Origin of the sequence: Streptomyces sp. NPDC056144 (assembly GCF_042264145.1) — a bacterium.
In the GTDB taxonomy this organism is placed as follows: Bacteria; Actinomycetota; Actinomycetes; order Streptomycetales; family Streptomycetaceae; genus Streptomyces.
In genome coordinates, this window is sequence record NZ_JBHJVF010000002.1 from 524,920 (window position 1) to 546,485 (window position 21,566).

Consider the following 21,566-nt stretch of genomic DNA (forward strand, 5'->3'; position numbering starts at 1 on the left):
AGAACGTCACGGAAAAGTCTTCTCCCGGTTACACGGTGAACCCGCTCGCTGTGCCACGCTCCCGGCTGACAGCAGTCAACACGCGTAGATCCCCCCGGGAAAGGTCCCCCCATGTCCGTTGCGCACATAGGCAGATGGAAGGTCTGGGTCTCGGCGGTCGCCGCCACCCTCGTCGCCCTCGCCCTTCCGACGGTCACCGCGACTCCCGCGAGCGCCACGACCACGGCCTACGACAGCACGTACTACAAGAACGCGATCGGCAAGACCGGCACCAGCCTCAAGTCCTCGCTCCACACCATCATCAGCAGCCAGACCAAGATCTCGTACGACGCGGTCTGGAACGCGCTGAAGGTCACCGACCAGGACCCCAGCAACACCAACAACGTCATCCTGCTCTACAGCGGCGTCTCCCGCAGCAAGTCGCTCAACGGCGGTGCCGTCGGCGACTGGAACCGCGAGCACGTGTGGGCACAGTCCCACGGCAACTTCGGCACCGGCGCCGGGCCCGGCACGGACCTCCACCACCTGCGCGCCTGTGACGTCCAGGTCAACAGCACCCGGGGCAACAAGGACTGGGACCTCGGCGGCACCGCCGTCAGCGGCGCCACCGGCAGCTACACCGACTCCAACTCCTTCGAGCCGCGCAACGCCGACAAGGGCGACGTGGCCCGCATGATCCTCTACATGGCCGTCCGGTACGAGGGCGACGACGCCTTCGCCGACCTGGAGCCCAACGAGTCGACGACCAACGGCAGCGTCCCCTGGCACGGCCGCCTCTCGATCCTGAAGCAGTGGAACGAGCAGGACCCGCCGAGCGCCTTCGAGGAGCGTCGCAACGACGTGATCTACAGCTCCTACCAGGGCAACCGGAACCCGTTCATCGACCACCCGGAGTGGGTCGAGGCGATCTGGTAGTCGGCACCCCCGCCGGCGCCACCGTCGAAGCCGGCACCCCCGCCGACGTCACCGCCGTGGCGTGAACCTCCGCCGCGCGATGCCGTGCCGCCCAGGACTCCAGGGTGGCACGGCACGCGTGGTCGAGGTGGTGGAGACCGGAGAGGTCGACCTCGACCGGCCGGTCCCTCGGCAGCGATTCGAGGGTGTCGAGGAGCTTCGGAAGCCGCAGGAACGTGACGTTGCCCGCGAGGCTGACGCGGACCGGCCCCTCCCCGTCGTCGTCGGCCCGGTCCACCCTCAGGTGGGAGGCGTCCCAGGCGGCCTTGACCACGGAGAGTCCGAGACCGATCAGGACGCCTTCCAGCAGGTTCAGGGTGACGATCGCCGACGCCGTGACCACGAGGACGAGCGCCTCGCCCCGATGGCCCCGCCACAGGGCGACGACTCCCCGGAAGGGGATCAGTTTCCAGCCGGCGTGGACGAGGATCCCCGCGAGCGCCGCGAGGGGCACGTACTCCAGGGTGCCGGGCAGCACGGCGGCGAAGAGCAGCAGCCACAGCCCGTGCAGGACCCGGGAGGCCTTGGTGCGGGCGCCTGCCTGGACGTTGGCCGCGCTGCGGACGATGACGGCGGTCATCGGCAGCGCCCCGAGCAGCCCGCAGAGACTGTTCCCGACCCCCTGGGCGAGGAGTTCCCTGTCGAAGTCGGTGGGCGGCCCCTCGTGGAGCCGGTCCACGGCCGCCGCGCTGAACAGCGACTCGGCGGAGGCGATCAGCGCGAAGGCGAGGACGGTGCCGAGCAGGGCAGGGTCGGTCAGCGGGAGGACGGCCAGGGCGGAGACGGCGCCCGCCCCGGGCACCCCGACGGACTCCAGGACGCCGCTCACCCGCACGGTCCCGACCGGCAGGTCGAGCAGCGCCGTCGCCAGGCCCGCGAGGACGACCGCGACGAGTGCTCCGGGGACGACCCGGACCCTCGGCGGCAGGCGCCGCCAGCCCACGATGACGAGGACCGTGCCGGCGGCCATGGCCAGCGGCACGAGCGCGGCCGCGGTGGTCGCCGCGCGCGCCAGCGCGACCGGCAGCCCCGCGAGGCGGGCCGGGCCGGAGTCGGGCGCGGCGAGCCCGGCGGCCGCGTACAGCTGACCGGCCACGATCACGAGGCCGATGCCCGCGAGCATCCCCTCGACGACCGCGAGGGACACGGCCCGGAACCATCGGCCCCAGCGCAGCAGCCCCATGACGACCTGGAGCAGCCCCGCGAGGAGGACGACGAGGCCGAGCGCGGCCAGGCCGAGCGTCCGGACCGCGTCGAGGACGAGGACGGTGAGCCCGGCGGCCGGGCCGGAGACCTGGAGGCTGCTGCCGCGCATGAGGCCGGTGACGATTCCGCCGACGATGCCGGTGACGAGTCCGAGTTCGGCCGGTACGCCGGAGGCGACGGCCACGCCGACGCAGAGCGGCAGCGCGACGAGGAAGACGACGAGGGAGGCGGCGAAGTCCTGCCGGAGGTACGGAGAGGAAAAGCCCATGACAAGGTCATACGCCGTGGACCGGACCACACCGGCTGTTCCCCCGGATTTCATCGGTTTCCGACCGGAACCGTCCGGAAGGTGACGCGAACGCCGTCGAGGAAGGCGCCCGGGGAGCGCGGGCGATCAGGGCGCATCGGACCGCAGACGCCCGCACACGAGGACATAAGGAGGGCGTACGCGGGGGTGCGCACCCAACGTCCGGACGGGGATTTGGGTTTGTCGGAGAATCATCAATACGATCCGGCGATGATCACGAGAAAACGGCTGGCGACCGGGGCCTGCGCACTGCTCGCCGCCCTGGCCGCCGCGCTCCTGCCGACGGGCGCGGCCGCCGACGAGCCGGTGGCGAAGGAATCCCCCAAGGTCGAGCTGGTCCTCGACGTCAGCGGCTCGATGCGGGCCAAGGACATCGACGGCCAGTCCCGCATGAGCGCGGCCAAGCAGGCCTTCAACGAGGTCCTGGACGCGGTGCCCGAGGAGGTCGCCCTCGGCATCAGGACCCTGGGCGCCGACTACCCGGGGCAGGACCGCAAGCGCGGCTGCAAGGACACCCGGCAGCTCTACCCCGTGGGTCCGCTCGACCGCACCGAGGCGAAGACGGCCGTCGCCACGCTCGCGCCGACCGGCTGGACCCCGATCGGCCCGGCGCTGCTCGGCGCCGCCGACGACCTGGAGGGCGGCGACGCCACCCGCAGGATCGTGCTCATCACGGACGGCGAGGACACCTGCGGCGTCGACCCGTGCCAGATCGCCCGCCAGATCGCGGCCGAGGGCATCCACCTGGTCATCGACACCCTGGGCCTCGTGCCGGACGCCAAGACGCGGCAGCAGCTGACCTGCATCGCGGAGGCCACCGGAGGCACGTACACCTCGATCCACCGCACCGAGGACCTCTCGCGTCGCGTACGGCAGTTGGTGGACCGCGCCGCCGACCCGGTCGTCGTCCCGGTGGACGCCAAGGGCGCGGCCCGGTGCGCCGACGCCCCGCAGCTGAAGCCCGGCCTCTACACGGACCGCGAGTCCTTCGGCGAGCACCGCTGGTACCGCGTGGACCTCCTGCCCGGGCAGGAACTGCGGGCCTCCGTCAGCGTGTCGGCCGACCGGGCCGTCAACAACGACTACGGCGTGCTGCTGCGCGCGGTCACCCGGCACGGGCGCGAGATCGTCCGCGGCTCCGAGGCGGGCGACGGGCGTACGGACGTGATCTCGACCGGCCTGCGCTACCCGAAGCCGCAGCTCGACGACGACCTCGTGGACGACGTCAAGCCGGCCGCCGAGACCGTCTGCCTCCAGGTCAGCAACTCCTTCTCCGCTCCCCCGTCGGTCAAGACGACGCCGGGCATGCCGATCGAGCTGACCGTCGACGTCGTCGACGGCCCGTCGACCGCTTCGGACGTGGCCTCCTTCGGTCTCGGCCGCGGCTGGTGGCTGCTCGGCCTGCTCGTGCTCGTCGGCTTCCTGGCCGGTCTGCTCTGGGGCTGGGTGTCCCGCTGGCGCGTCGCCGTCTGGAGGACCAACTGATGCGTACCGTCCGCATGCTCGCCACGGCCGCCCTCGCCGGCGCCGCGCTCCTCGGCCTCGCGGCGCCCGTCGCCCTGGCCGACTCCGCGACCCCGTCCGCGGCCCCTTCCGCTTCCGGAGCCGGGCCGACGGAGGCCGGGACCACGTTCCGTACCGCCGCCCGCTTCCTGCCCGGGCAGCAGGCGACCGCGCAGGCCGCCACGGGTGACTACCTCTACTGGGTGTTCCCCGCCGACACCGGCGAGCGGCCGACCGTGGACGCCACGGTCACGCTGCCGGACGCGGCACTCCGGCACGGGCCCGCCACCTGGCGGATCGACGTGTACGACGGGCTGCGCCGCCGCCAGCCGTGCATGTACGGCGCCCAGTCCCGTACCGTCGCCAAGGACGCCGGCTCGGTCGCGCTGACCTGCGTCCTGCGGCCGGTCCGCGGCTCGGCGGACGCCTGGGCGAACGACCCGCTGCCCGGCAGCTACTACGTCCGGCTGACCGTCACCGGGCTTCCTGAGGAGGACCTCGGTCAGCCGATCGCGGCGCGGGTCGGGGTGACCGTCCTCGACAAGGGCGGCGCCTACGCCACCGACGGTTCGCTCGCCGCGCCGCTCGTGCCCGGCGCGAAGACGGCCGACGAGGCGGAGGCGGACGCCGACGCGGGCCGTCCGTCGGCCGTGGAGGCCGCGGCCCCCGAGGACGGCTGGTCGTCCGGCTGGTGGTCGGACCGCTGGCTGTGGACCGCCGCGGGCGGCGTCCTCGCGGCGCTCGCCGGGATCGGCGGCTACGTCCTGACCCGGGGTTCGGGGCGGCCGTCCCAGGTGCCGCCGACGGTCTGACCTCGCGTGTACGGAGACGGGCCCGCGCCACCTGGGTGGCGCGGGCCCGTGTCGTCTCAGTCGGTCAGCGCGGCGAGCTCTGCGTTGGCACGTTCGGTGACCAGGGCGAGGACGCGGCCCGCCGCCGCGAGGTCCTCGGCGGGGATGCCGCCCCAGACGCGGGCGGAGATGGGGGCACCCTCGGCGCCGGCCGCGGCGAACCGCTCGCGCCCCGGCTCCGTGGGGCGGAGCCGCTCGCCGTCCGCCACGAGGAGCCCCTCGGCCAGCAGTTCGTCGAGGGTGGCGCCGATCTCGGACGGATCGGCCTTGAGGGAACCGTGGACCTGGGCGACGAGCTCGTCCCGGGTCAGCGGGGCCTCGGCGGCGATGGCGGCGCGCAGTGCGACCTGCTGCTGGAACGTGAAGCCGTGCCGGGCCAGGACGCGTTCCAGGACGGCGCGGGCGGCGTAGTGGGCCAGTGCGAGGTTGCGCGGGTCGGCGGCCGGTGCGGGAGTGGCGGTGGCGGTGGCGGTGGCGGACATGGCGCTCTCCTCTTAGTGGCTCTGGTCGTGCGAGACGGGTGGAGCGAGAGGGACGTCGAGCAGGGCGGTCAGTTCGTCGGTGAGGGCGCGCGTCCGTGGGGCGTCGAGGCCGCCGAGCGGCTCCAGGAGCTGTTGCAACAGCTCCTGGACCACCACGACGGCCTGCTCCGCGACCTCAAGGCCTCTTTCGGTGAGGGCGAGTTGCACGGCGCGCGGGTCGCGGGGGTCGCGGGTGCGCTCGACCAGACCGGCCGCCTCCAGGGCGCGGGCCAGCTTCGAGACGTACAGCGCCTCAAGGCCGGTGTGGTCGGCGAGCCGGCGCTGGCTGGGCCGTTCGCCGGTGCGCCGCATGCCGTACAGCGAGCCGACCAGGACGTACTGCGCGTGGGTGAGGCCCAGGGGGGCCACCGCGCGGTCCACGGCGACCCGCCACTTGTTGGCGAGCCGCCACACCAGAAAGCCGGGAGTGGGTCCCGGGGACTCCTTGCTCATGGGAAATAGAGTACATGGACATGATGTCCATGGCTACTATTTCATGCGCTCGGCTGTCCCATGCGCTCCGCGCCCTCCAGGACCGCCTGCCGGATGCGGTGGTACGTCCCGCAGCGGCAGATGTTGCGGATGGTGTCGAGGTCGGCCTCGGTGATCTCGCGGCCCGCCGCCCGCGCTTTGCGGACGGTCGCCACGGCGGCCATGATCTGGCCGGGCTGACAGAAGCCGCACTGGGCGACGTCCAGGTCGAGCCATGCCTCCTGCATCGGGTGGAGGTCGCTCCCGACGGTGTCGGGGAGGCCCTCGATCGTCGTCACCTCGTCGGTCGGGGCGAGCTGGTCGACGGGGACGGCGCAGGGCGTGAACGCCTTGCCGTTGAGGTGGCTCGTACAGGCCCGGCAGACGCCGACCCCGCAGCCGTACTTGGGCCCGGTGACGCCGAGGACGTCCCTGAGGACCCACAGGAGGCGGACGTCTCCCTCGACGTCGGCGGTGACGGCCTTGCCGTTCAGGATGAAGGTGTGCTGCGGCACGGGTGCTGCTCCAGGTCTCGGAAGGTACGTCTCAGAAGGCGCGGTCGCGGCCGTCGACGGGCGAGGCGGGCACGGGCGGGACGGTCGGCAGGGGCGTGAAGGGGAGCGGCTCGGCGTGGTTGACGGGGAAGACCGTCGGCATGGCGCCGGTGGCCCGTCCGTAGGCGCAGGCGACCGAGGCCATCGCCCCGGCGACGGCCAGCTCGCCGGCCCCGCCCGGCTTCTCGCCGTTCGACGGCATGACGATGATCCGCAGCTCGGGCGGGGTGTTCCACTGCCGGGTGTAGAAGTACTGGTCCCAGCTGCCTTCGAGGAAGCGCCCGTCGCGCAGGTGGAGGCCCGAGGTGAGGGTCAGGGCGATGCCGTCGGAGATCCCGCCCATCATCTGGGCCTCCAGGCCCCGGGGATTGACGGCGAGGCCGACGTCGACGGCGCACACGACCTTGGTGACCCGGGGGCCGGTGCGGGCGTTCGGGATCTGGCGGTTGACGGTATCCGGGCGGCAGTCGATCTCGGCGAGGACGGCGACGAAGGAGTGGTACTCGGCGTGGACGGCGATGCCCTGGGCCGTCCCGGGCGCCATCTCCCGCCCCCACTCCCCCACTTCGGCGACCTTGTCGAGAACGGCGCGGGCACGCGGGTCCTTCATGAGCGCGCGCCGCATCGCGTACCCGTCCTTGCCCATCCGCCGCGCCAGCTCGTCCATGACGAGCTCCTGCGCACAGCGGACGTTGGGCGAGTAGATGCCGCGCATGGAGCCGGTGTTGAAGCCCTTGTCCGTCTCGGAGAGGAGCTGGGTCGTCACGCCCAGGTGGTACGGGCTCACCTGGGTGAGCTCGAACATCGTCTCGGAGAAGGCGAGATCACCGACGGGCAGCCGGGCCGCCTCCGCCGTGAGGAGGTCGCCGATGCCGTGGCCGAAGTCGGTGGCGACGGAGGTGTGGCGCTGCTCGTACGTGAGGACCTCGCCGAGCGAGTACGTGGCACGGACCCGTGACGTGGACATCGGATGCGTACGGCCCTGGCGGAAATCGTCGGTGCGGTGCCACATGAGCTTCACCGGCTTGCCGAGGGCCTTGGAGATCTCGGCGGCCTCGTGGGCGGCGTCGTGGAAGAGCTTGCGGCCGAAGGAGCCGCCGCCCTCGGTGACGTGGACGCGGACGGCCGCGGGCGGCAGGCCGAGGGCGAGGGCGATCTGCTCCTGGGCGACGATCGGGGCCTTGAGCGAGCCCCAGATCTCGGCGGAGTCCGGGCGGACGTCCGCGATGGCGCAGTTCGTCTCCAGGGCCGCGTTGCTGGCGAAGTGGAAGGTGAAGCGGGCGTCGACCGCCTTGGTGAGGAGCGGCAGCGGCGGTACGACGAGGGGGAGTTCGGCCCGGCGGAGCTTCTCCAGGACGGTGGCGTCGGAGGCGCCCTCGGCGGTGCCGGGGCCCCACGCGACGACGAGGGCGCGGACGGCGTCGACGCACTGGCCGAAGGTCCTGGCACGGACGGCGACGCCGGTGGAGACGGTGACGACGTCGGTGACGCCGGGCATCGCGCGGACGGCGGCGAGGTTGGCGACGGAGCGGACCGTGCCGTTGATCGTGGGCGGCCGGCAGACCATGGTGGGCAGGGCGTCCGGGACCTGGAGGTCCATCGCGAACTTCTTGCGTCCGGTGACGGCTTCGAGCGCGTCGAGCCGCCGCTGCGCGGTGCCGATGACCCGGAACTCGGCACGCTCCTTGAGCTCGACCGCGACGGCCGTGTCCGTCAACACGGCGGCCTTCGCGGCGAGTTCTCCGTACCCGAGGACCTTCCCCAGCGGGGAGACGACGGCCCCGGCCTTGGTGGTGAGGGTGGAGACAGCCTCGCCGAGGACGAGCCCGGCGGCACGCAGGAGGCGTTCGCAGGCAAGGGCGGCGGCGACCCGCAGCGGGGTGAACGTCGAGTAGGTGGTGTTCGAGCCGCCGGTGAGCTGGTTGAAGAGGAGCTCGGGCCGGGCGTCGGCCAGCGTGACCTTCACCTTGTCGAGGGGAAGGTCGAGCTCCTCCGCGACGATCATGGCGCTGGAGGTGGTGACGCCCTGGCCGACCTCGGCACGAGGCAGGGCGAAGTGGGCCGTGCCGTCGCTGTCGACGCGGATGGTGATGAGGTTGCTGGTCGGGGCGGCCGCGAGGGTGAGGAGCTCGTTGAGATCGAGGAGCTCGGCCGGTCCCGGCAGCGAGGGCACGAGCGCGCTCGCCGCCTGCGCCTGCCGGGGCACGAAGGCCTCGGCGCCGAGCTCGGCGGCGACGGTGAGGGTGGGTGCGGCGAGGACGTACCCGAGAAAGCGGCGACGCCCGATGCCGGGCCCTTCCCGCTCGCCCCGGTCCGCCCGGTCCGCCCGTTCGCCGCGCGGGGGGTGCTCGTCCCTCTCGGGGTGACGCCTCGCCATGCCGTATGCCCTTTCACCCATGCCCGGTCCTGCTACCGCCGGGTAATCACTCGGAGGGGAGGATCATCGCCCATGTGAGGGACGTCCGGGGACCGTTCGTGCGGGACCGGCCTCGACGAGGCATCGCCGCGGTAGGGGGCCCGGCGTGATCATGGCCGCGCACCCGCCCATAGAGTCCCGCCATGACCGAGATGACCGAATCCGCGCACGTCACCGCCACCCGCCGCTCCTACGACACCGTCGCCGCCGACTACGAACGGCTGCTCGCCGACGAGTTGGGCCGCCGGCCCCTGGACCGGGCCTTCCTCGCGGCCTTCGTGGAGCGGGTGGGGGCCGCCGGAGGCCCGCGCGTGGTGGCCGACCTCGGCTGCGGGACGGGGCGGATCGCCGCCCACCTGCGGGACCTCGGCGCGGACGTCTTCGGCGTCGACCTGTCGCCCGGCATGGTCGCGGTCGCCCGGGACACGTACCCGGGGCTGCGCTTCGAGGTCGGCTCGATGACCGCGCTCGACCTCCCCGACGGGTCACTCGGCGGCGCGCTCCTCTGGTACTCCACGGTCCACACGCCCGAAGCCGAACTGCCCGCCGTCTTCGCCGAGGTCCACCGCGTCCTCGCGCCCGGCGGCTTCGCGCTGCTCGCCTTCAAGGTCGGCGACGAGCGGGTACGGCTCCGCCAGGCGTACGGTCACGAGGTCGCGCTCGACGTGTACCGCTTCTCCCCCGACCGGGTCGCGAACCTCCTGGCCGAGGCCGGCCTCGGCGAGGCCGCCCGCCTCGTCCGGGAGGCGGACCCCGACGAGAGGACGCCCCAGGCCTTCCTGCTGGCGCGCAGGCCGCTCGACTGAACCCGTCCGCCGCAGGAGCGCAGCTGCGCCCCGGAGATCCGGGCACGCTGACCGCCGCCCGCGATGAGGGCGTTGACGCTGGCCATGGGGTCGCCGCCGGCGTTCCGGACGAGCAGGGCACCGATCACGACCGGCCCGAGGGCGACCGCGAGGGCGGCGCCGGTGGCGGTGGCCGTGGTGGTGACGTACCGGATCCGGAGCCGGGGGGCGCGTCGCTGGGCGTCGTAGGTCATGCCCCCATTCCACCGGCGGGCGGCGGCGGGCGGATGGGGCGAGGTACTCAGACGGGGACGGGGACGTACTCAAACGCCGGGGACTCCCGGTACGGCGCGACTTCGGCGATCATCTCTGGGAATCGAACAGAACCCCGGAGGCGTGACCACCATGAAGACCGAGCCTGCACCCGGGCCACGAGTCCTCGTCGTCCAGCACGAGGACGGCGCGGACGCCGGCCTCGTCGGCGACCGCCTCCGGCGCGCCGGCCTCCGCCTCGACGTCGTGCGGGCGTGGACGGGCGAGCCGCTCCCCGCGGACCTGCGCGGGCACGCCGGCCTCCTCGTCCTCGGAGGGGCCGTCAACTGCGAGGACGACGAGGCCGCGCCGTGGCTGCCCCGGGTCCGCGCGCTCGTCCGCGAGGCCGTCGCCGAGGACGTCCCGCTGCTAGGGATATGCCTGGGCGGTCAGATCGTCGCCGACGCGCTCGGCGGTTCGGTCGTGACGCGTCCTCAGGGTCCCGAGCTCGGCGCCGTACCGCTGCGGCGGCTGCCCGCGGCGGCCGGCGATCCCGTCCTGGGCGGGGTGCCGGAGGGGGCGCTCGCCGCGCAGTGGCACTGGGACGAGGTGGAGCGGCTGCCGGCCGGGGCCGTACCGCTGCTGAGCGGCGACGACTGCCCGTACCAGGCGTTCCGGGTCGGGGACGCGGGATGGGCGCTCCAGTTCCACCCGGAGGTGGGCGAGGAGACGGTCGCGGTGTGGGCGGAGGCCGACGGCGCGACGGTACGGGCGGGGGGCGGGGACCCGAAGGCGGCGGTGCGCGCGGTACGGGAGGCCGAGCCGGAACTCCGTACGGTCTGGGGCGCGGTGTCGGAGGCGTGGGGCGGGGTCGTACGGGAACGGGCGCTCCGGCGTTGAAGTGCGGATACTCGGACGCGAGGGGGCGCGCGACCGGCGCGTCCGCTTGGCCCGTCGGCGACCGTGGGGTTGCGTGGCGGGCGACCGTACCTCTGATGAGCTAAGGAGCTCCGCCGCCATGGCCGACTACCGGATCGAAACCGTCCGCAACGGGTACCGCGACTGGACCGCCCGGAACGACCGGGGAGCCGAGGTCCGGATGGCCGCGGCCGACGACGCCGCGTCCCAGCCCTCCTTCACACCGGTCGAGTTGCTGCTCGCGGCGATGGGCGGCTGCGGGGGCCTGGTGGTGGACCGGACCGCGCGCGCGGTGGACCACGACGACCTGAAGATCGTCGTGGAGTCGGTCTCGGGTCCTGAGGACGACGGCCGGGTGGGCCGGATCAGGGTGAGCTACGAGTTCGACCTGCCGGACAACAACCCGCGCGCGGAGGAGGTGTTCGCCCGGGCGGTGCGGCTGACGCACGAGAAGTTCTGCACGGTGAGCCGGACGGTGGAGCACGGGGCACGGGTGGAGGCGATCCTGCCGGACGGCACGACCGGTTTCGAGGGATGAGCCCGTCGCTTCGTGCTCAGCCCGCCGCGACGGCCCCCCGGAACGTACGCCGGTAGGCCATCGGCGAGACGCCGATCGCCGCGTGCAGATGCTCGCGCAGGGAGGTGCCGGTGGCGAAGCCGACCTGTCCCGCGATGTCGTCGACGGCGAGGTCGGTGGTCTCCAGGAGGTGCCGGGCCCGCACCACGCGCTGCTGGATGAGCCAGCGGCCGGGGCTCGTGCCGACCTCCTCGTTGAAGCGGCGGGCGAAGGTACGCAGGCTCATCCGGGCGTGCCCGGCGAGTTCAGCGAGGGTCAGGGGCTCCTGGAGGTTCTCCAGGGCCCACTGACGGGTCTCGGACGTGCCCTGGCCGGAGGCCGGGGGCACGGGGTACTCGATGTACTGGGCCTGGCCGCCGTCCCGCCACGGCGGCACGACGCAGGCCCGGGCCACGTGGTTGGCGACGGCGGTGCCGTGGTCCTGGCGCACGAGGTGGAGGCAGACGTCGACGCCGGAGGCGGCCCCGGCGGAGGTGAGCACGTCGCCGTCGTCCACGAAGAGGACGTCGGGGTCGAGCGCCACCTCCGGGTACCAGGACCGGAAGACGCCGGCGACGGCCCAGTGGGTGGTGGCGGGCCGGCCGTCGAGCAGCCCGGCGGCGGCGAGGACGAAGGCGCCCGTGCAGATCGAGACGGTACGCGCCCCGGGCCGTACGGTCGCGAGGGCCTCGCGCACGCCGGGCGGGAGCTCGCGGGAGAGCCGGGAGGGGTCGAAGGGCGGCAGGATCACCGTGTCGGCGGTGGCGAGGACCTCGGGACCGTGCCCGACGGTGACGGAGAAGTCCGCGTTGGTGACGACGGGTTCGCCGTCGACCGAGCAGGTCAGGACCTCGTAGCGGTCCTGGAGCGCGCCGAAGACCCGGCTGGGGATGCCGAGCTCGAAGGGATAGACGCCGTCCAGGGCGAGGACGACGACGCGGTGGAGACTCATGGCACGATCCCGTCGGAAGTTGGCATTCATGCCATGGTACGACCCCGGGGCAGGCGGCGAGGCTGGGACGCATGACGAACACCGCCACCACGGCCACCGCCAACCCGGCCACCGCCCCTGCCGCTGCCTCCGCCTCCGCCGCCGCCGCCGCCGCCGCCCCGACCATGCGCGCCATCAGCCAGGACGCCCACGGCACGCCCGAGGTCCTGAAGGAGGCCGTCCTCCCCCGCCCCGCACCCGGCCCCAGCCAGATCCTCGTCGCCGTCCGCGCCGCCGGGGTCAACCCGACCGACTGGAAGCACCGCGAGTCCGGACTCTTCCTCGGCGGGCGACTGCCGCTCGTCCTCGGCTGGGACGTGTCCGGCGTGGTCGAGGCCGTCGGCTTCGGCGTCACGCTCTTCAAGCCGGGCGACGAGGTCTTCGGGATGCTGCCGTACCCGCACGGCGTCGGCTCGCACGCCGAGTACGTGACGGGCCCCGCCCGCGCCTTCACGCACAAGCCCGAAACCATCGACCACGTCCAGGCCGGCGCCCTGCCGCTCGCCGCGCTCACCGCGTACCAGGCCGTCGTCGACACCGCCGCCGTCACCGCCGGACAGCGCGTCCTCATCCACGCGGCGGCGGGCGGCGTCGGCCACCTCGCCGTCCAGATCGCCAAGGCTCGCGGCGCGTACGTCATCGGCACCGCCAGCGCCCCCAAGCACGAGTTCCTGCGCTCGCTGGGCGCGGACGAGGTCGTCGACTACCGCGAGACCGATTTCCGCGAGGCCGTCCAGGACGTCGACATGGTCCTCGACCCCCTGTCCGGCGACACCCGCGCCCGCTCCCTCGACGTCCTGCGCCCGGGCGGCGTCCTCGTCTCGCTCCTGCCGGGCACCGACCCCGAGGAACCCGCCAAGGCGGCGGCCCGCGGAATCCGCGTGGAGAACCTCCTCGTGGAAGCCGACCAGGCCGGCATGCAGGCCGTCGCCGCCCTGGCCGCCTCGGGCGCGCTCCGCGCCCACGTCGAGGCCGTCTTCCCTCTGGCGGAGGCGGCAAAGGCCCACACCCTCGGCGAGACGGGCCGCACGACGGGCAAGATCGTGCTGACCGTGCCGTAACGCCGTGAGGAGGACGCGTCCGCGTCAGCATCCCGCGAGCAGCTCCGGAAGGAGCCGCATGTCGTCGAAGACGACCGTGCCCGGCCCTTCGAGGCGGCTCGCGGGGGTCGGGCCTCCGGTGTACGCGAAGGCGCGCATCCCGGCCGCCCGCGCCGCGGCGACCCCGGGGGCGCTGTCCTCGACCACCGCGCAGGCCGCCGGGTCGACACCCATCCGTCGGGCCGCGTACAGGAACAGGTCGGGGGCGGGCTTGCCGCGCGGGACCTCGGTGGCGCTGTAAATACGGCCCGCGAAGTGCTCGTACAACCCGGTGCGGCCGAGGGTGTGCCGCATCTTCTCGTGGGAGCCGCTGGAGGCGACACAGCTCGGGAGGGTGAGGGCGGCGAGCGCCTCTGGAACTCCGTCGACCGGGTCGAGCCGCTCGGTGAGTTGTCCGACGATCGACTCCTTGGAGCGGCCGATGAACCGCTCGACGACCTCATCGGCGGTGAGCGGCCAGCCCAGTTCCGCGCCGAGTTCGGTCTGGAGGCGTACGGCGAGGCGCTCGGTGTCGACGAGGACGCCGTCGCAGTCGAAGATGACCCGTTCGATCCGCCGGCCGGCCCTCAGGTCTGCCCATCCGTGTGCAGCGGGGACACCTGGCGTTCGAAGAAGGTCTCCAGGACCACCGTCGCCTGCGTGCCGCTGACCCCGTCGATGGCGTAGATCCGCCGCAGCACGTCCTGGAGCTGTTCGGTGGTCGCCGTCCTGACCTTGACCAGGACCGAGGCGCTGCCCGCGATGACGTGCGCCTCCAGGATCTCGGGGAGCGCGGCGAAGTCCCGCGCCGAATCCCCCATCCAGGACGTGGAGTCGACCATCACGTACGCCAGGACGCCGCCGCCGACGGCGGCGGGGTCCACCTCCACCGCGGTGCGGCGGATGACGCCGCGCTCGCGGAGTTTCCGTACCCGCTCGTGCGCGGCTCCGGCGGACAGGCCGACGGCCTCCCCCAGCGCGGCGTAGGGCTGGGTGGCGTCCTGCTGGAGCTGGGCCAGCAGCGCCCGATCGATGTGATCCACAACGCTCCATTCGCTCATTGCTTGCATGGACCATATCTCATCTTGCAATGTTCACCTCAGGCCGATTCTCGTTCGGCCGACGGCGTCACTCCGAGGAGCGGATCTGTGAGCACTGAAGCTGCTGGGCTGTACGAGATGCTCGACGACCGGTTCCGCACCGGCCGGTGCATGAACGGCGACGAAGGACTCGAAGTCCTCTACACCGGCTGCCGTTGGGCCGAGGGCCCGGTCTACGTGCCCGCCTGGCGTCAGGTGGTCTGGAGCGACATCCCCAACGACCGGATGCTGCGCTGGGACGAGGAGACCGGCGCCGTGTCGGTCTTCCGGCGCTCGGCCGGGCACACGAACGGCAACACCCTCGACCGCGAGGGCCGCCTGATCACCTGCGAGCAGGGCAACCGCCGGGTGACCCGTACCGAGCACGACGGCACGGTGACCGTCCTCGCCAGTCGCTGGCAGGGCAAGCGCCTGAACAGCCCGAACGACGCGACCGTGAAGTCCGACGGGTCGATCTGGTTCTCCGACCCGGACTTCGGCATCACCAGCGACTACGAGGGCTACCGCGCCGAGAGCGAGATCGGCGCCAACAACGTCTACCGGATCGACCCGGTCAGCGGCGAAGTGCGGCTCGTCGCCGACGGGTTCGGCGCGCCGAACGGGCTCGTCTTCTCGCCCGACGAGCAGCGGCTGTACGTGTCCGACACCCGCGCGGGCCTCGTCCGGGTCTTCGACGTACGGGACGACGGCGGCACCCTGTCCGAAGGCAAGGTCTTCGCCGAGGCCGGCGCGCGCGACAAGGCCCGCTTCGACAACCTCCGCTTCGACGACGGCGGCCGGCTCTGGGTGGCCGCCATGGACGACGGCGTGCACTGCTACGACCCGGACGGCACCCTCATCGGCCGCCTGAACGTGCCCGAGGCGGTGGCCAACATCTCCTGGGGCGGGGCGAAGCGCAACCGTCTCTTCATCGCCGCCGAGACGAGCCTGCACTCCGTGGTCATGGCCGTCACCGGCACGCATCCGACCGGACCGGGACGCCGCCCCTGGCTGCCGTAGGGCGGCACGGAAAACGCGTGGCCGCCCCGCCGGGCGCGGTGCGAGAATCCGTCCGCTTCTTGATCCACGTCCGCGTCCCGGAGGTCCGTCCGTATGGACATCGTCCCGCTGCTGCCGTTGGCCACGCCCCGGCTGACACTGCGCCTGTTCACCCCCGGCGACGCCGACGACCTGTACGCGTACCAGGGCCTGCCGAGCGTGGCCCGCTATCTGTACCGGCCGCCGCACACCCGGGAGCGCAGCGAGGAGGTCGCGGCCGAGCGCGCGACGCAGTCGGCCTGGCGCGCCGACGGGGACAAGCTGGCGCTCGCCGTCTGCCGGCACGACGAGCCCGGCCTTCTTCTCGGCGAGGTGTCGCTCTCGCTGGCCGACGCCCGTGCCTCCCAGGCCGAGATCGGCTGGACCCTCGATCCCCGCCACGAGGGGCACGGCTACGCGACCGAGGCGGCAGCGACCCTGGCGCGGTTCGCCTTCGACGAGCTGGGCGTGCACCGGCTCTACGCGCGGCTCGACGTGGAGAACACCGGGTCCGTCCGGGTCTGCGAGCGCCTCGGGATGCGCCGGGAGGCGCATCTCGTCGAGAACGACCTGGACGGGGACCGCTGGGGCAGCGAGTACATCTACGCGGCGCTGGCCTCGGACCTCGCCGGACCGGCGGCCGGCAAGACGCCCCCTAGGTCCTAGCCGACCGTGACGTGGGCCCGGGCCCAGGAGGTGTGGTCGAAGGAGGTGCGGTTGTCCGCGTCCGTGACCTCCAGGCGGAGGACGCGGACGCCGCGCACGTCGACGTCGAGGGCGACCGGCCCCGTGGCCGCCTTGAGGGTGGGGGTGGTGGCGAGGACGCGGTCGTCGCCGTAGACCGTGGCGCGGGTGGCGCCGGCCGAGCTCTGCCGGGCCGAGAAGTCGTCGATGCCGACGAGCGCCGTGAAGCGGGTCGCGACCCCGCCGAGGTGGAAGGCCACGTCGCTGTACGCGTGGACGCCGAGGCCCTTGGCGTACGTGGTGCCGCCGAAGGAGATCGGCGTGCCGTCGCCGGCGGCGTTCTTGCCGTTGGAGCTGTCCCGCTCGACCGGACCCCAGCCGTTCACGGCTCGGATCCAGGGGAGGTCCGAGAGGTAGCTGTTCGCGGTGGGCGGCGGGGGCGGGGTGGTGGTCACGCCCTCGGAGACGTACCGCACCGGACCGCCGGGAGCGAGCGCCGTCCCCTCGGCGGTCAGGGTCCACGGCGTGGCCGCGGGCGTGCCGGCGGGCGGGGTGACCTCCCAGGCGGCGGTGAGCACCGCGCCGGGGGCGAGCTGGGTGGCGGTGGTGGCCGTGGTGGCGCGTACGGTCCAGCCGGAGGGGGCACGCAGGGTCAGGGCGGCGGAGTTCCAGGCCTTCGCCGATCCGTTGGCGAGGGTGCCGGTCGCGGTGAACGGCTGCCCGGGGACGGCCAGTTGGGGGACGGTCAGTTTCGTGCCGAAGGCGGCGCGGGGGTACTGGTCCTGCCAGGACGCCCGCATGAGCGCGACCAGTTCGGCGACGCGGGCCGGGTAGCGTGCGGCCACGTCCGAGGTCTCGCCCAGGTCGGTGGCGAGGTCGTACAGCTCGACCTGCCACTGGCCGTCGGGGAGGTTGCGGTCGCGTACGGGCGCGAAGCGGACGGCCTTCCACCGGTCCTTGCGCAGCGCCTCGGCGAGCCAGGTGGAGCGCTGCTTGTCCTGGGCGTCGGCGCGGCTGGTGACACCCCGCTCGTCGCGGAACCAGAAGAGATGGTCGTGGGTGGCCGTGGCCGCGGTGGCGCCGCCGGTCAGCAGCGGCGCGGCGCTGAGGCCGTCCACGTCGGTGGGGGCGGGGGCGCCGCCGAGCTCGGCGAGGGTGGGGAGCAGGTCGGTGAGCGGGGTCGGCCGGTCGCTGGTGCCGGGCAGGACGCGGCCGGGACCCCAGGCGACGAGCGGGACGCGGACCCCGCCCTCGTACAGGTTGCGCTTGTAGCCGCGCAGCGGGCCGTTGCCGTCGAAGAGGTCGGGGTTGACCCCGCCCTCCTCGTGGGGGCCGTTGTCGCTGGCGACGAGGACGACGGTGTCGTCGGCCAGGCCGAGGGCCTGGAGGCGGTCGACGACGTCGCCGACGAGCGCGTCGAAGAGGCTGACCTGAGCGGCGTGGCCCTTGTTGGCGGCGGTCCAGGTCCTGGACGCGTAGGCGCCGGTGTCGGGGATGTCGCTGGGCGCGTGCGGGACGGTCGGGGTGAGGAAGAGCAGGAACGGCTCGGCGGCGTGCCGGTCGAGGAAGTCGAGGGCCTTCTGCCGGATCAGGTCCGGGGCGTAGGCGCCCTTGGCGCCGCCCGCGTTGGCGGGGATGGTCTCCTTGGCGCCGTTGTTCCAGAGGTACTCGGGGTAGTACTGGTGCGCGTGGGTGTGGTCGATGTAGCCGTAGAACTCCTCGAACCCACGGGCGTTGGGGTGGCTGTCCTGGCCCGCCTGCTCCGGCCCGAAGCCCCACTTGCCGATCACGCCCGTGCGGTAGCCGCGCGCCCGGAGGACCTGCGCGAAGGTCGTGTCGGCGGCGGTCAGGGAGCCCTGGGCGCCGGACGGGTTGGCGCGGACGGTCGCGTGACCGGTGTGCAGGCCGGTGAGGACCGAGCAGCGGGAGGGCGCGCAGACCGCGGCCGTCGAGTAGGCGTCCGTGAACCTGAGCCCCGAGGCGGCGAGTTGGTCGATCCGCGGGGTGGTGATGAGCTTCTGGCCGTACGCGCCGAGCTCGCCGTAGCCGAGGTCGTCTGCGAGGACGACGACCAGGTTCGGCGGGCGGGTCGCGTCCTCCGGCACGGCCGCCGCGGCCGACGCCGAGCCCGCCACGGTCGCGACGGCGCCGGTCGTCACCGCGGCGGTCGCGGGCAGCGCGCCCAGACCGATCGTGGCGGCGGATCCGGCGAGGAAGCGGCGGCGGCTGGCCATGGCGGGGGCTCCTTGGGGAGGGCGGCTGCGGACCGCGCGTGCGCCGGAGCGGGCGGAGTACCCGGGGCGCTCGGACGATCATGGGCGCGGACGGCCCGGCGAACCATGCACAGCACATGAAGAACGTGTGACACGGCCGCCGGACCGGCGACGCCCCCCTCTGTCCCCCCGCGTGTCAGTCGAGCCAGATCCCGCGGACCGGGCCGAGCGGGTCCTCGGAGACGGCGGACTCCGTGTTCCAGACCATCGTGGAGCGCTTCTCCGTCGTGTAGCGCGGCCAGTCGGCGCCCGGGTCCCGGTCCGTCACGAAGGCGACCCAGGCGCGGTGCACGGCGTCGGCGAGAGCCTGCGGCGGCGCCTCCCCGGCCGCGGCCGCGACGCCCTCGGTACCGAGGACGTCGAAGGCGAAGGGCACGTCGAGGCAGTGGAAGGAGATGCCCATGGCCGGGGAGCGCCAGGCGAACTCGTACAGCCACGTGGGCTGTTGCCGGGCGGCGCGGGCCTCCGCGAGGGCCAGGTTCGGGGCGCGGAAGGTGACGTCCGTGAGCGCCTGGCCGAAGAGCAGGGCCTCGTCGGTCTCCGCGTACGCCTTCGTGAACGCCTCCACCTGCGCGGCGCCGAGGCCGAGCCCGCCGAGCACCAGCGGCACCGGCACGCCCTCGGGGGCGGGGATCATCGCGAACTCGTGCTCGGTGAAGCCGAGCATGAGCGGGACGCCGTCGCCCGCGCCGCCGGTGGCCAGGGCGTCCGCGACGGGCTCGGGAACGAGCTCGCCGTCGGCGAAGGGAGCGAGGGCCAGCATCGGCGGCAGGCCCTCGCGGTCGGGTCCCTCCTCGCCCAGGCGGTCCTGGAGCGCGAGGATCTCCTCGTCGCTCAGGTCGCGCAGCGCGGCCGCGGTCGCGGGGACGCCGGTGCGGGAGGTGAGGAGGCGGGAGGCGGCGAGGGCGACCTCGGGACCGTCGGGGCGCAGCACCGCGCCGGAGACGGATATCACGCCGCGGAACAGGTCGCGGGCGGACGGGACGGCGAGGAGGGTCAGGACGGCTCCGCCGCCGGCCGACTGGCCCGCGACGGTGACCTTCGCCGGGTCGCCACCGAAGGCCGCGATGTTGTCGCGGACCCACTCCAGGGCGGCGATCCAGTCGCGTACGCCGCGGTTGTCGGGGGCGTCCTCCAGGTGCAGGAAGCCCTCGATGCCGAGCCGGTAGCCGAGCGAGACGACGATGACGCCGTCGCGGTTGAAGGCGGCGCCGTCGTACCAGGGGCTGGCGGCGGAGCCGGCGACGTACCCGCCGCCGTGGATCCAGACGAGGACGGGGAGCGGGGCCTCCGGCGCGGTGTCCGGGGTGAAGACGTTGAGGTTGAGGACGCCGTCGCCCGGGATGGTCGGCTCGGGGATGATCACGACCTCGCCGAAGGGGCGGCGCTGGGCGGTCGGGCCGTACGCGGTGGCGTCGAGCGGCTCGGTCCACGGCTCCGGCGGTACGGGCGCGGCGAAGCGGAGGTCGCCGACGGGCGGCTGCGCGTACGGGATGCCCAGGAAGCGGAGGGTGCCGTCGGCGCGGCGTTCGCCGCGGACGGGCCCTCGGGTGGTGGTGACGGTGGTGCTCATGGGCGCTGCTCCTTCTGGGCGGGCGAGGCGGCACACGGTCGGGCCGGGCCGGGCCGTGTAGGAGCGTGTCACCGAGCAGTGACACGTGTCAATCCTTGCGTGCGGCGACCGGCCCGCGTCCCCCTCCGCCAGGGCAGGAGCAGCGGCGTCGCCAGCAGCAGGACACCCGCGAGACCGATCGCTCCCCGCACCCCGACCAGCCCGGCGAGACCTCCCCACAGGGCGGTCAGCCCGGCCGTGACGGCCTTGCCGGAGACGGACCAGGCCGTGAGGGTCCGGGCGACGAGGCCGTTCTCGGTGAGCCGGAGGCGGTGGGCGGCGAAGACCGGGTTGAAGACGCCGATGCAGGTGATCAGCGCGAACTCGACCCCCATGACGAGCAGGAGCCCCGCCGGACCGGGCCGGACGAGCACCAGCCCGACCGGCCAGCACACCCTCAGGGTCCCGGCGACGAGGAGCACCCGCCGCCTCCCGAACCTCTCGACGAGCCCCGGCGCCAGCCGGGCGCCGAGGAGCCCGCCGAGACATGGAACGGCGAAGGCGAGCCCGTACTGCCAGGGCGCGAAGCCGAGGGGCCCGAGCGTGAGGACGGCGAGCAGCGGGGCGGTGGCCATGATCAGGCCGTTGACGAGGAGGGTGTGGAGGAAGAGGGGCCGGAGGAGGGGGTGGGCGAGGATGTGCCGCCACCCTTGGGAGAGGGAGTGGCGGGGGCGGGCCTCTCCCTGGGCCGCAGGTCGCCCGGCCACTCGTACGGGAGGCGGCTCCCGGTGACGTACCGCGCGCAGACTCACCGCCGACAGCAGGTAGCTCACCGCGTCGGCGGCGACCGTGGCGACGGGCCCGAGAAGCTGCGTCAGGGCGCCGCCCAGCGGCGGCCCGACGACGGTCGCGGTCCAGGTCGTCGACTCCAGGCGCGCCTGGGCCGTGACCATGGCCTCCGGCCTGACGAGGCCCTTCAGGTACGCGCCGGTCGCCGCGCCGAAGGTGATGTCGGCCGCCGCGACGACCACCGAGACGACGAGGAGCTGCGCGAACCCGAGCCGGCCGAGGCCGTACGCGAGGGGGACGCTCAGCAGCGCCGCGCACCGCACGAGATCCGCCGCGATCATCACCGGCCGCTTGCGGCGGAACTCCACCCACGGCCCGAGCGGCACCGCGACGGCCGCTCCGACCGCGGCGCCCACGGCCGCGAGCGAGGCGACCTCGGGGGCGCCCGCGTGCAGCACGGTGACGGCGAGGAGCGGGAAGGCGCCGAAGGCGAGTCCCGTGCCGAGCGCGCTCGCCGCGAAGGCCGCCCAGACCCGGCCGAAGTCCCGCCCCGGGGAGGGCCGTCCGCCGCGCGCCATGTCCGTACTCCTCCGCCGTCGCTACCCGCCACCACTCCCCCGCCGTCACGTCCCGGCACGTTCCGGGACGCCCCGCCACGCGACAACACGACGACGCACGGAACAACCGCGCGTCGCCTCCCCCATCCAAGCGACTCGTCCACACCGGGAGCAAACAACCGAATGCACCCCGCCCCACAACCAGCAGTTGTGCACCTATGCTGGACGGC

Annotated in this window: 20 protein-coding genes; 9 read left to right on the plus strand and 11 right to left on the minus strand. The window is 73.6% G+C overall.

Translation table 11 applies throughout. The features are described 5' to 3' along the window. The first annotated feature begins 111 nt into the window (after positions 1-111). Entirely contained in the window at positions 112-915 is an 804-nt protein-coding gene (locus ACFC0Z_RS08875) for an endonuclease I family protein (RefSeq protein ID WP_376434304.1), read from the plus strand. On the opposite strand, the gene ACFC0Z_RS08880 is transcribed toward ACFC0Z_RS08875, so the two are convergent. After that, positions 878-2,428, minus strand: coding sequence for a SulP family inorganic anion transporter (locus tag ACFC0Z_RS08880; RefSeq protein WP_376434306.1), 1,551 nt, complete (start codon positions 2,426-2,428; stop codon positions 878-880). The two genes, ACFC0Z_RS08875 and ACFC0Z_RS08880, sit on opposite strands and share 38 nt — an antisense overlap. Positions 2,429-2,677: 249 nt before the next feature. Between ACFC0Z_RS08880 and ACFC0Z_RS08885 the strand changes: the two genes are divergently transcribed. Together ACFC0Z_RS08885 and ACFC0Z_RS08890 are read left to right on the plus strand one after the other, a co-directional pair. Beyond that, on the plus strand, positions 2,678-3,952 hold the full coding sequence (locus tag ACFC0Z_RS08885) for a VWA domain-containing protein (RefSeq protein ID WP_376434308.1): 1,275 nt from the start codon (positions 2,678-2,680) through the stop codon (positions 3,950-3,952). Continuing rightward, positions 3,952-4,782 carry a hypothetical protein gene (locus ACFC0Z_RS08890; RefSeq protein ID WP_376434309.1) on the plus strand — a complete coding sequence of 277 codons (831 nt, stop codon included), beginning with the start codon at positions 3,952-3,954 and terminating at the stop codon, positions 4,780-4,782. The genes ACFC0Z_RS08885 and ACFC0Z_RS08890 overlap by 1 nt, the downstream gene beginning before the upstream one ends. A gap of 56 nt (positions 4,783-4,838) precedes the next feature. Here ACFC0Z_RS08890 and ACFC0Z_RS08895 read toward each other — a convergent pair whose 3' ends face one another. From ACFC0Z_RS08895 to ACFC0Z_RS08910, 4 genes are read right to left on the minus strand one after another with little or no spacing between them, the layout of a single operon-like run. Then, complete coding sequence (locus tag ACFC0Z_RS08895; protein ID WP_376434311.1) at positions 4,839-5,303, minus strand: MarR family transcriptional regulator; 465 nt, start codon at positions 5,301-5,303, stop codon at positions 4,839-4,841. Positions 5,304-5,315: 12 nt separating this feature from the next. Continuing rightward, positions 5,316-5,795, minus strand: a complete 480-nt coding sequence (locus ACFC0Z_RS08900) for a MarR family winged helix-turn-helix transcriptional regulator (protein ID WP_376434313.1) — start codon at positions 5,793-5,795, stop codon at positions 5,316-5,318. Between the two features lie 41 nt (positions 5,796-5,836). Further along, complete coding sequence (locus tag ACFC0Z_RS08905) at positions 5,837-6,328, minus strand: (2Fe-2S)-binding protein (protein ID WP_376434315.1); 492 nt, start codon at positions 6,326-6,328, stop codon at positions 5,837-5,839. A 31-nt stretch (positions 6,329-6,359) separates the two neighbouring features. Beyond that, positions 6,360-8,744 carry a molybdopterin cofactor-binding domain-containing protein gene (locus ACFC0Z_RS08910; protein ID WP_376434317.1) on the minus strand — a complete coding sequence of 795 codons (2,385 nt, stop codon included), beginning with the start codon at positions 8,742-8,744 and terminating at the stop codon, positions 6,360-6,362. A gap of 191 nt (positions 8,745-8,935) precedes the next feature. Between ACFC0Z_RS08910 and ACFC0Z_RS08915 the strand changes: the two genes are divergently transcribed. From ACFC0Z_RS08915 to ACFC0Z_RS08925, 3 genes are all read left to right on the plus strand, one after another. Then, complete coding sequence (locus tag ACFC0Z_RS08915) at positions 8,936-9,589, plus strand: class I SAM-dependent DNA methyltransferase (protein ID WP_376435043.1); 654 nt, start codon at positions 8,936-8,938, stop codon at positions 9,587-9,589. A 384-nt stretch (positions 9,590-9,973) separates the two neighbouring features. Next, a complete protein-coding gene (locus ACFC0Z_RS08920) occupies positions 9,974-10,720 on the plus strand; it encodes a type 1 glutamine amidotransferase (protein WP_376434319.1) in 747 nt (248 codons plus the stop codon). Between the two features lie 118 nt (positions 10,721-10,838). Then, entirely contained in the window at positions 10,839-11,276 is a 438-nt protein-coding gene (locus ACFC0Z_RS08925) for an OsmC family protein (protein ID WP_376434321.1), read from the plus strand. 16 nt (positions 11,277-11,292) lie between these two features. Here the strand turns inward: ACFC0Z_RS08925 and ACFC0Z_RS08930 are convergent, their stop codons facing one another. Beyond that, complete coding sequence (locus ACFC0Z_RS08930) at positions 11,293-12,246, minus strand: GlxA family transcriptional regulator (protein WP_376434323.1); 954 nt, start codon at positions 12,244-12,246, stop codon at positions 11,293-11,295. Between the two features lie 164 nt (positions 12,247-12,410). Here ACFC0Z_RS08930 and ACFC0Z_RS08935 point away from each other — a divergent pair, with 164 nt between their 5' ends. Further along, positions 12,411-13,346 (plus strand): NADP-dependent oxidoreductase, encoded by a 936-nt coding sequence (locus ACFC0Z_RS08935; RefSeq protein ID WP_376435046.1) that lies wholly within the window; start codon positions 12,411-12,413, stop codon positions 13,344-13,346. Between the two features lie 24 nt (positions 13,347-13,370). Here the strand turns inward: ACFC0Z_RS08935 and ACFC0Z_RS08940 are convergent, their stop codons facing one another. Together ACFC0Z_RS08940 and ACFC0Z_RS08945 are read right to left on the minus strand one after the other, a co-directional pair. Then, complete coding sequence (locus ACFC0Z_RS08940; RefSeq protein ID WP_376435048.1) at positions 13,371-13,955, minus strand: HAD-IA family hydrolase; 585 nt, start codon at positions 13,953-13,955, stop codon at positions 13,371-13,373. Further along, positions 13,952-14,407 carry an Lrp/AsnC family transcriptional regulator gene (locus ACFC0Z_RS08945; protein ID WP_376434325.1) on the minus strand — a complete coding sequence of 152 codons (456 nt, stop codon included), beginning with the start codon at positions 14,405-14,407 and terminating at the stop codon, positions 13,952-13,954. The genes ACFC0Z_RS08940 and ACFC0Z_RS08945 overlap by 4 nt, the downstream gene beginning before the upstream one ends. 135 nt (positions 14,408-14,542) lie before the next feature. Here ACFC0Z_RS08945 and ACFC0Z_RS08950 point away from each other — a divergent pair, with 135 nt between their 5' ends. Further along, positions 14,543-15,463 (plus strand): SMP-30/gluconolactonase/LRE family protein, encoded by a 921-nt coding sequence (locus tag ACFC0Z_RS08950; RefSeq protein ID WP_376435050.1) that lies wholly within the window; start codon positions 14,543-14,545, stop codon positions 15,461-15,463. A 93-nt stretch (positions 15,464-15,556) separates the two neighbouring features. Beyond that, positions 15,557-16,147, plus strand: coding sequence for a GNAT family N-acetyltransferase (locus tag ACFC0Z_RS08955; RefSeq protein ID WP_376434327.1), 591 nt, complete (start codon positions 15,557-15,559; stop codon positions 16,145-16,147). Here the strand turns inward: ACFC0Z_RS08955 and ACFC0Z_RS08960 are convergent. From ACFC0Z_RS08960 to ACFC0Z_RS08970, 3 genes are all read right to left on the minus strand, one after another. After that, positions 16,144-18,399: a sulfatase-like hydrolase/transferase gene (locus ACFC0Z_RS08960; protein WP_376434329.1), complete on the minus strand. Its 2,256-nt coding sequence runs from the start codon at positions 18,397-18,399 to the stop codon at positions 16,144-16,146. The two genes, ACFC0Z_RS08955 and ACFC0Z_RS08960, sit on opposite strands and share 4 nt — an antisense overlap. Before the next feature lie 175 nt (positions 18,400-18,574). Beyond that, positions 18,575-20,011 (minus strand): carboxylesterase/lipase family protein, encoded by a 1,437-nt coding sequence (locus tag ACFC0Z_RS08965; protein ID WP_376434331.1) that lies wholly within the window; start codon positions 20,009-20,011, stop codon positions 18,575-18,577. Between the two features lie 68 nt (positions 20,012-20,079). Beyond that, a complete protein-coding gene (locus ACFC0Z_RS08970; protein WP_376434333.1) occupies positions 20,080-21,357 on the minus strand; it encodes an MFS transporter in 1,278 nt (425 codons plus the stop codon). Between the last annotated feature and the right edge of the window lie 209 nt (positions 21,358-21,566).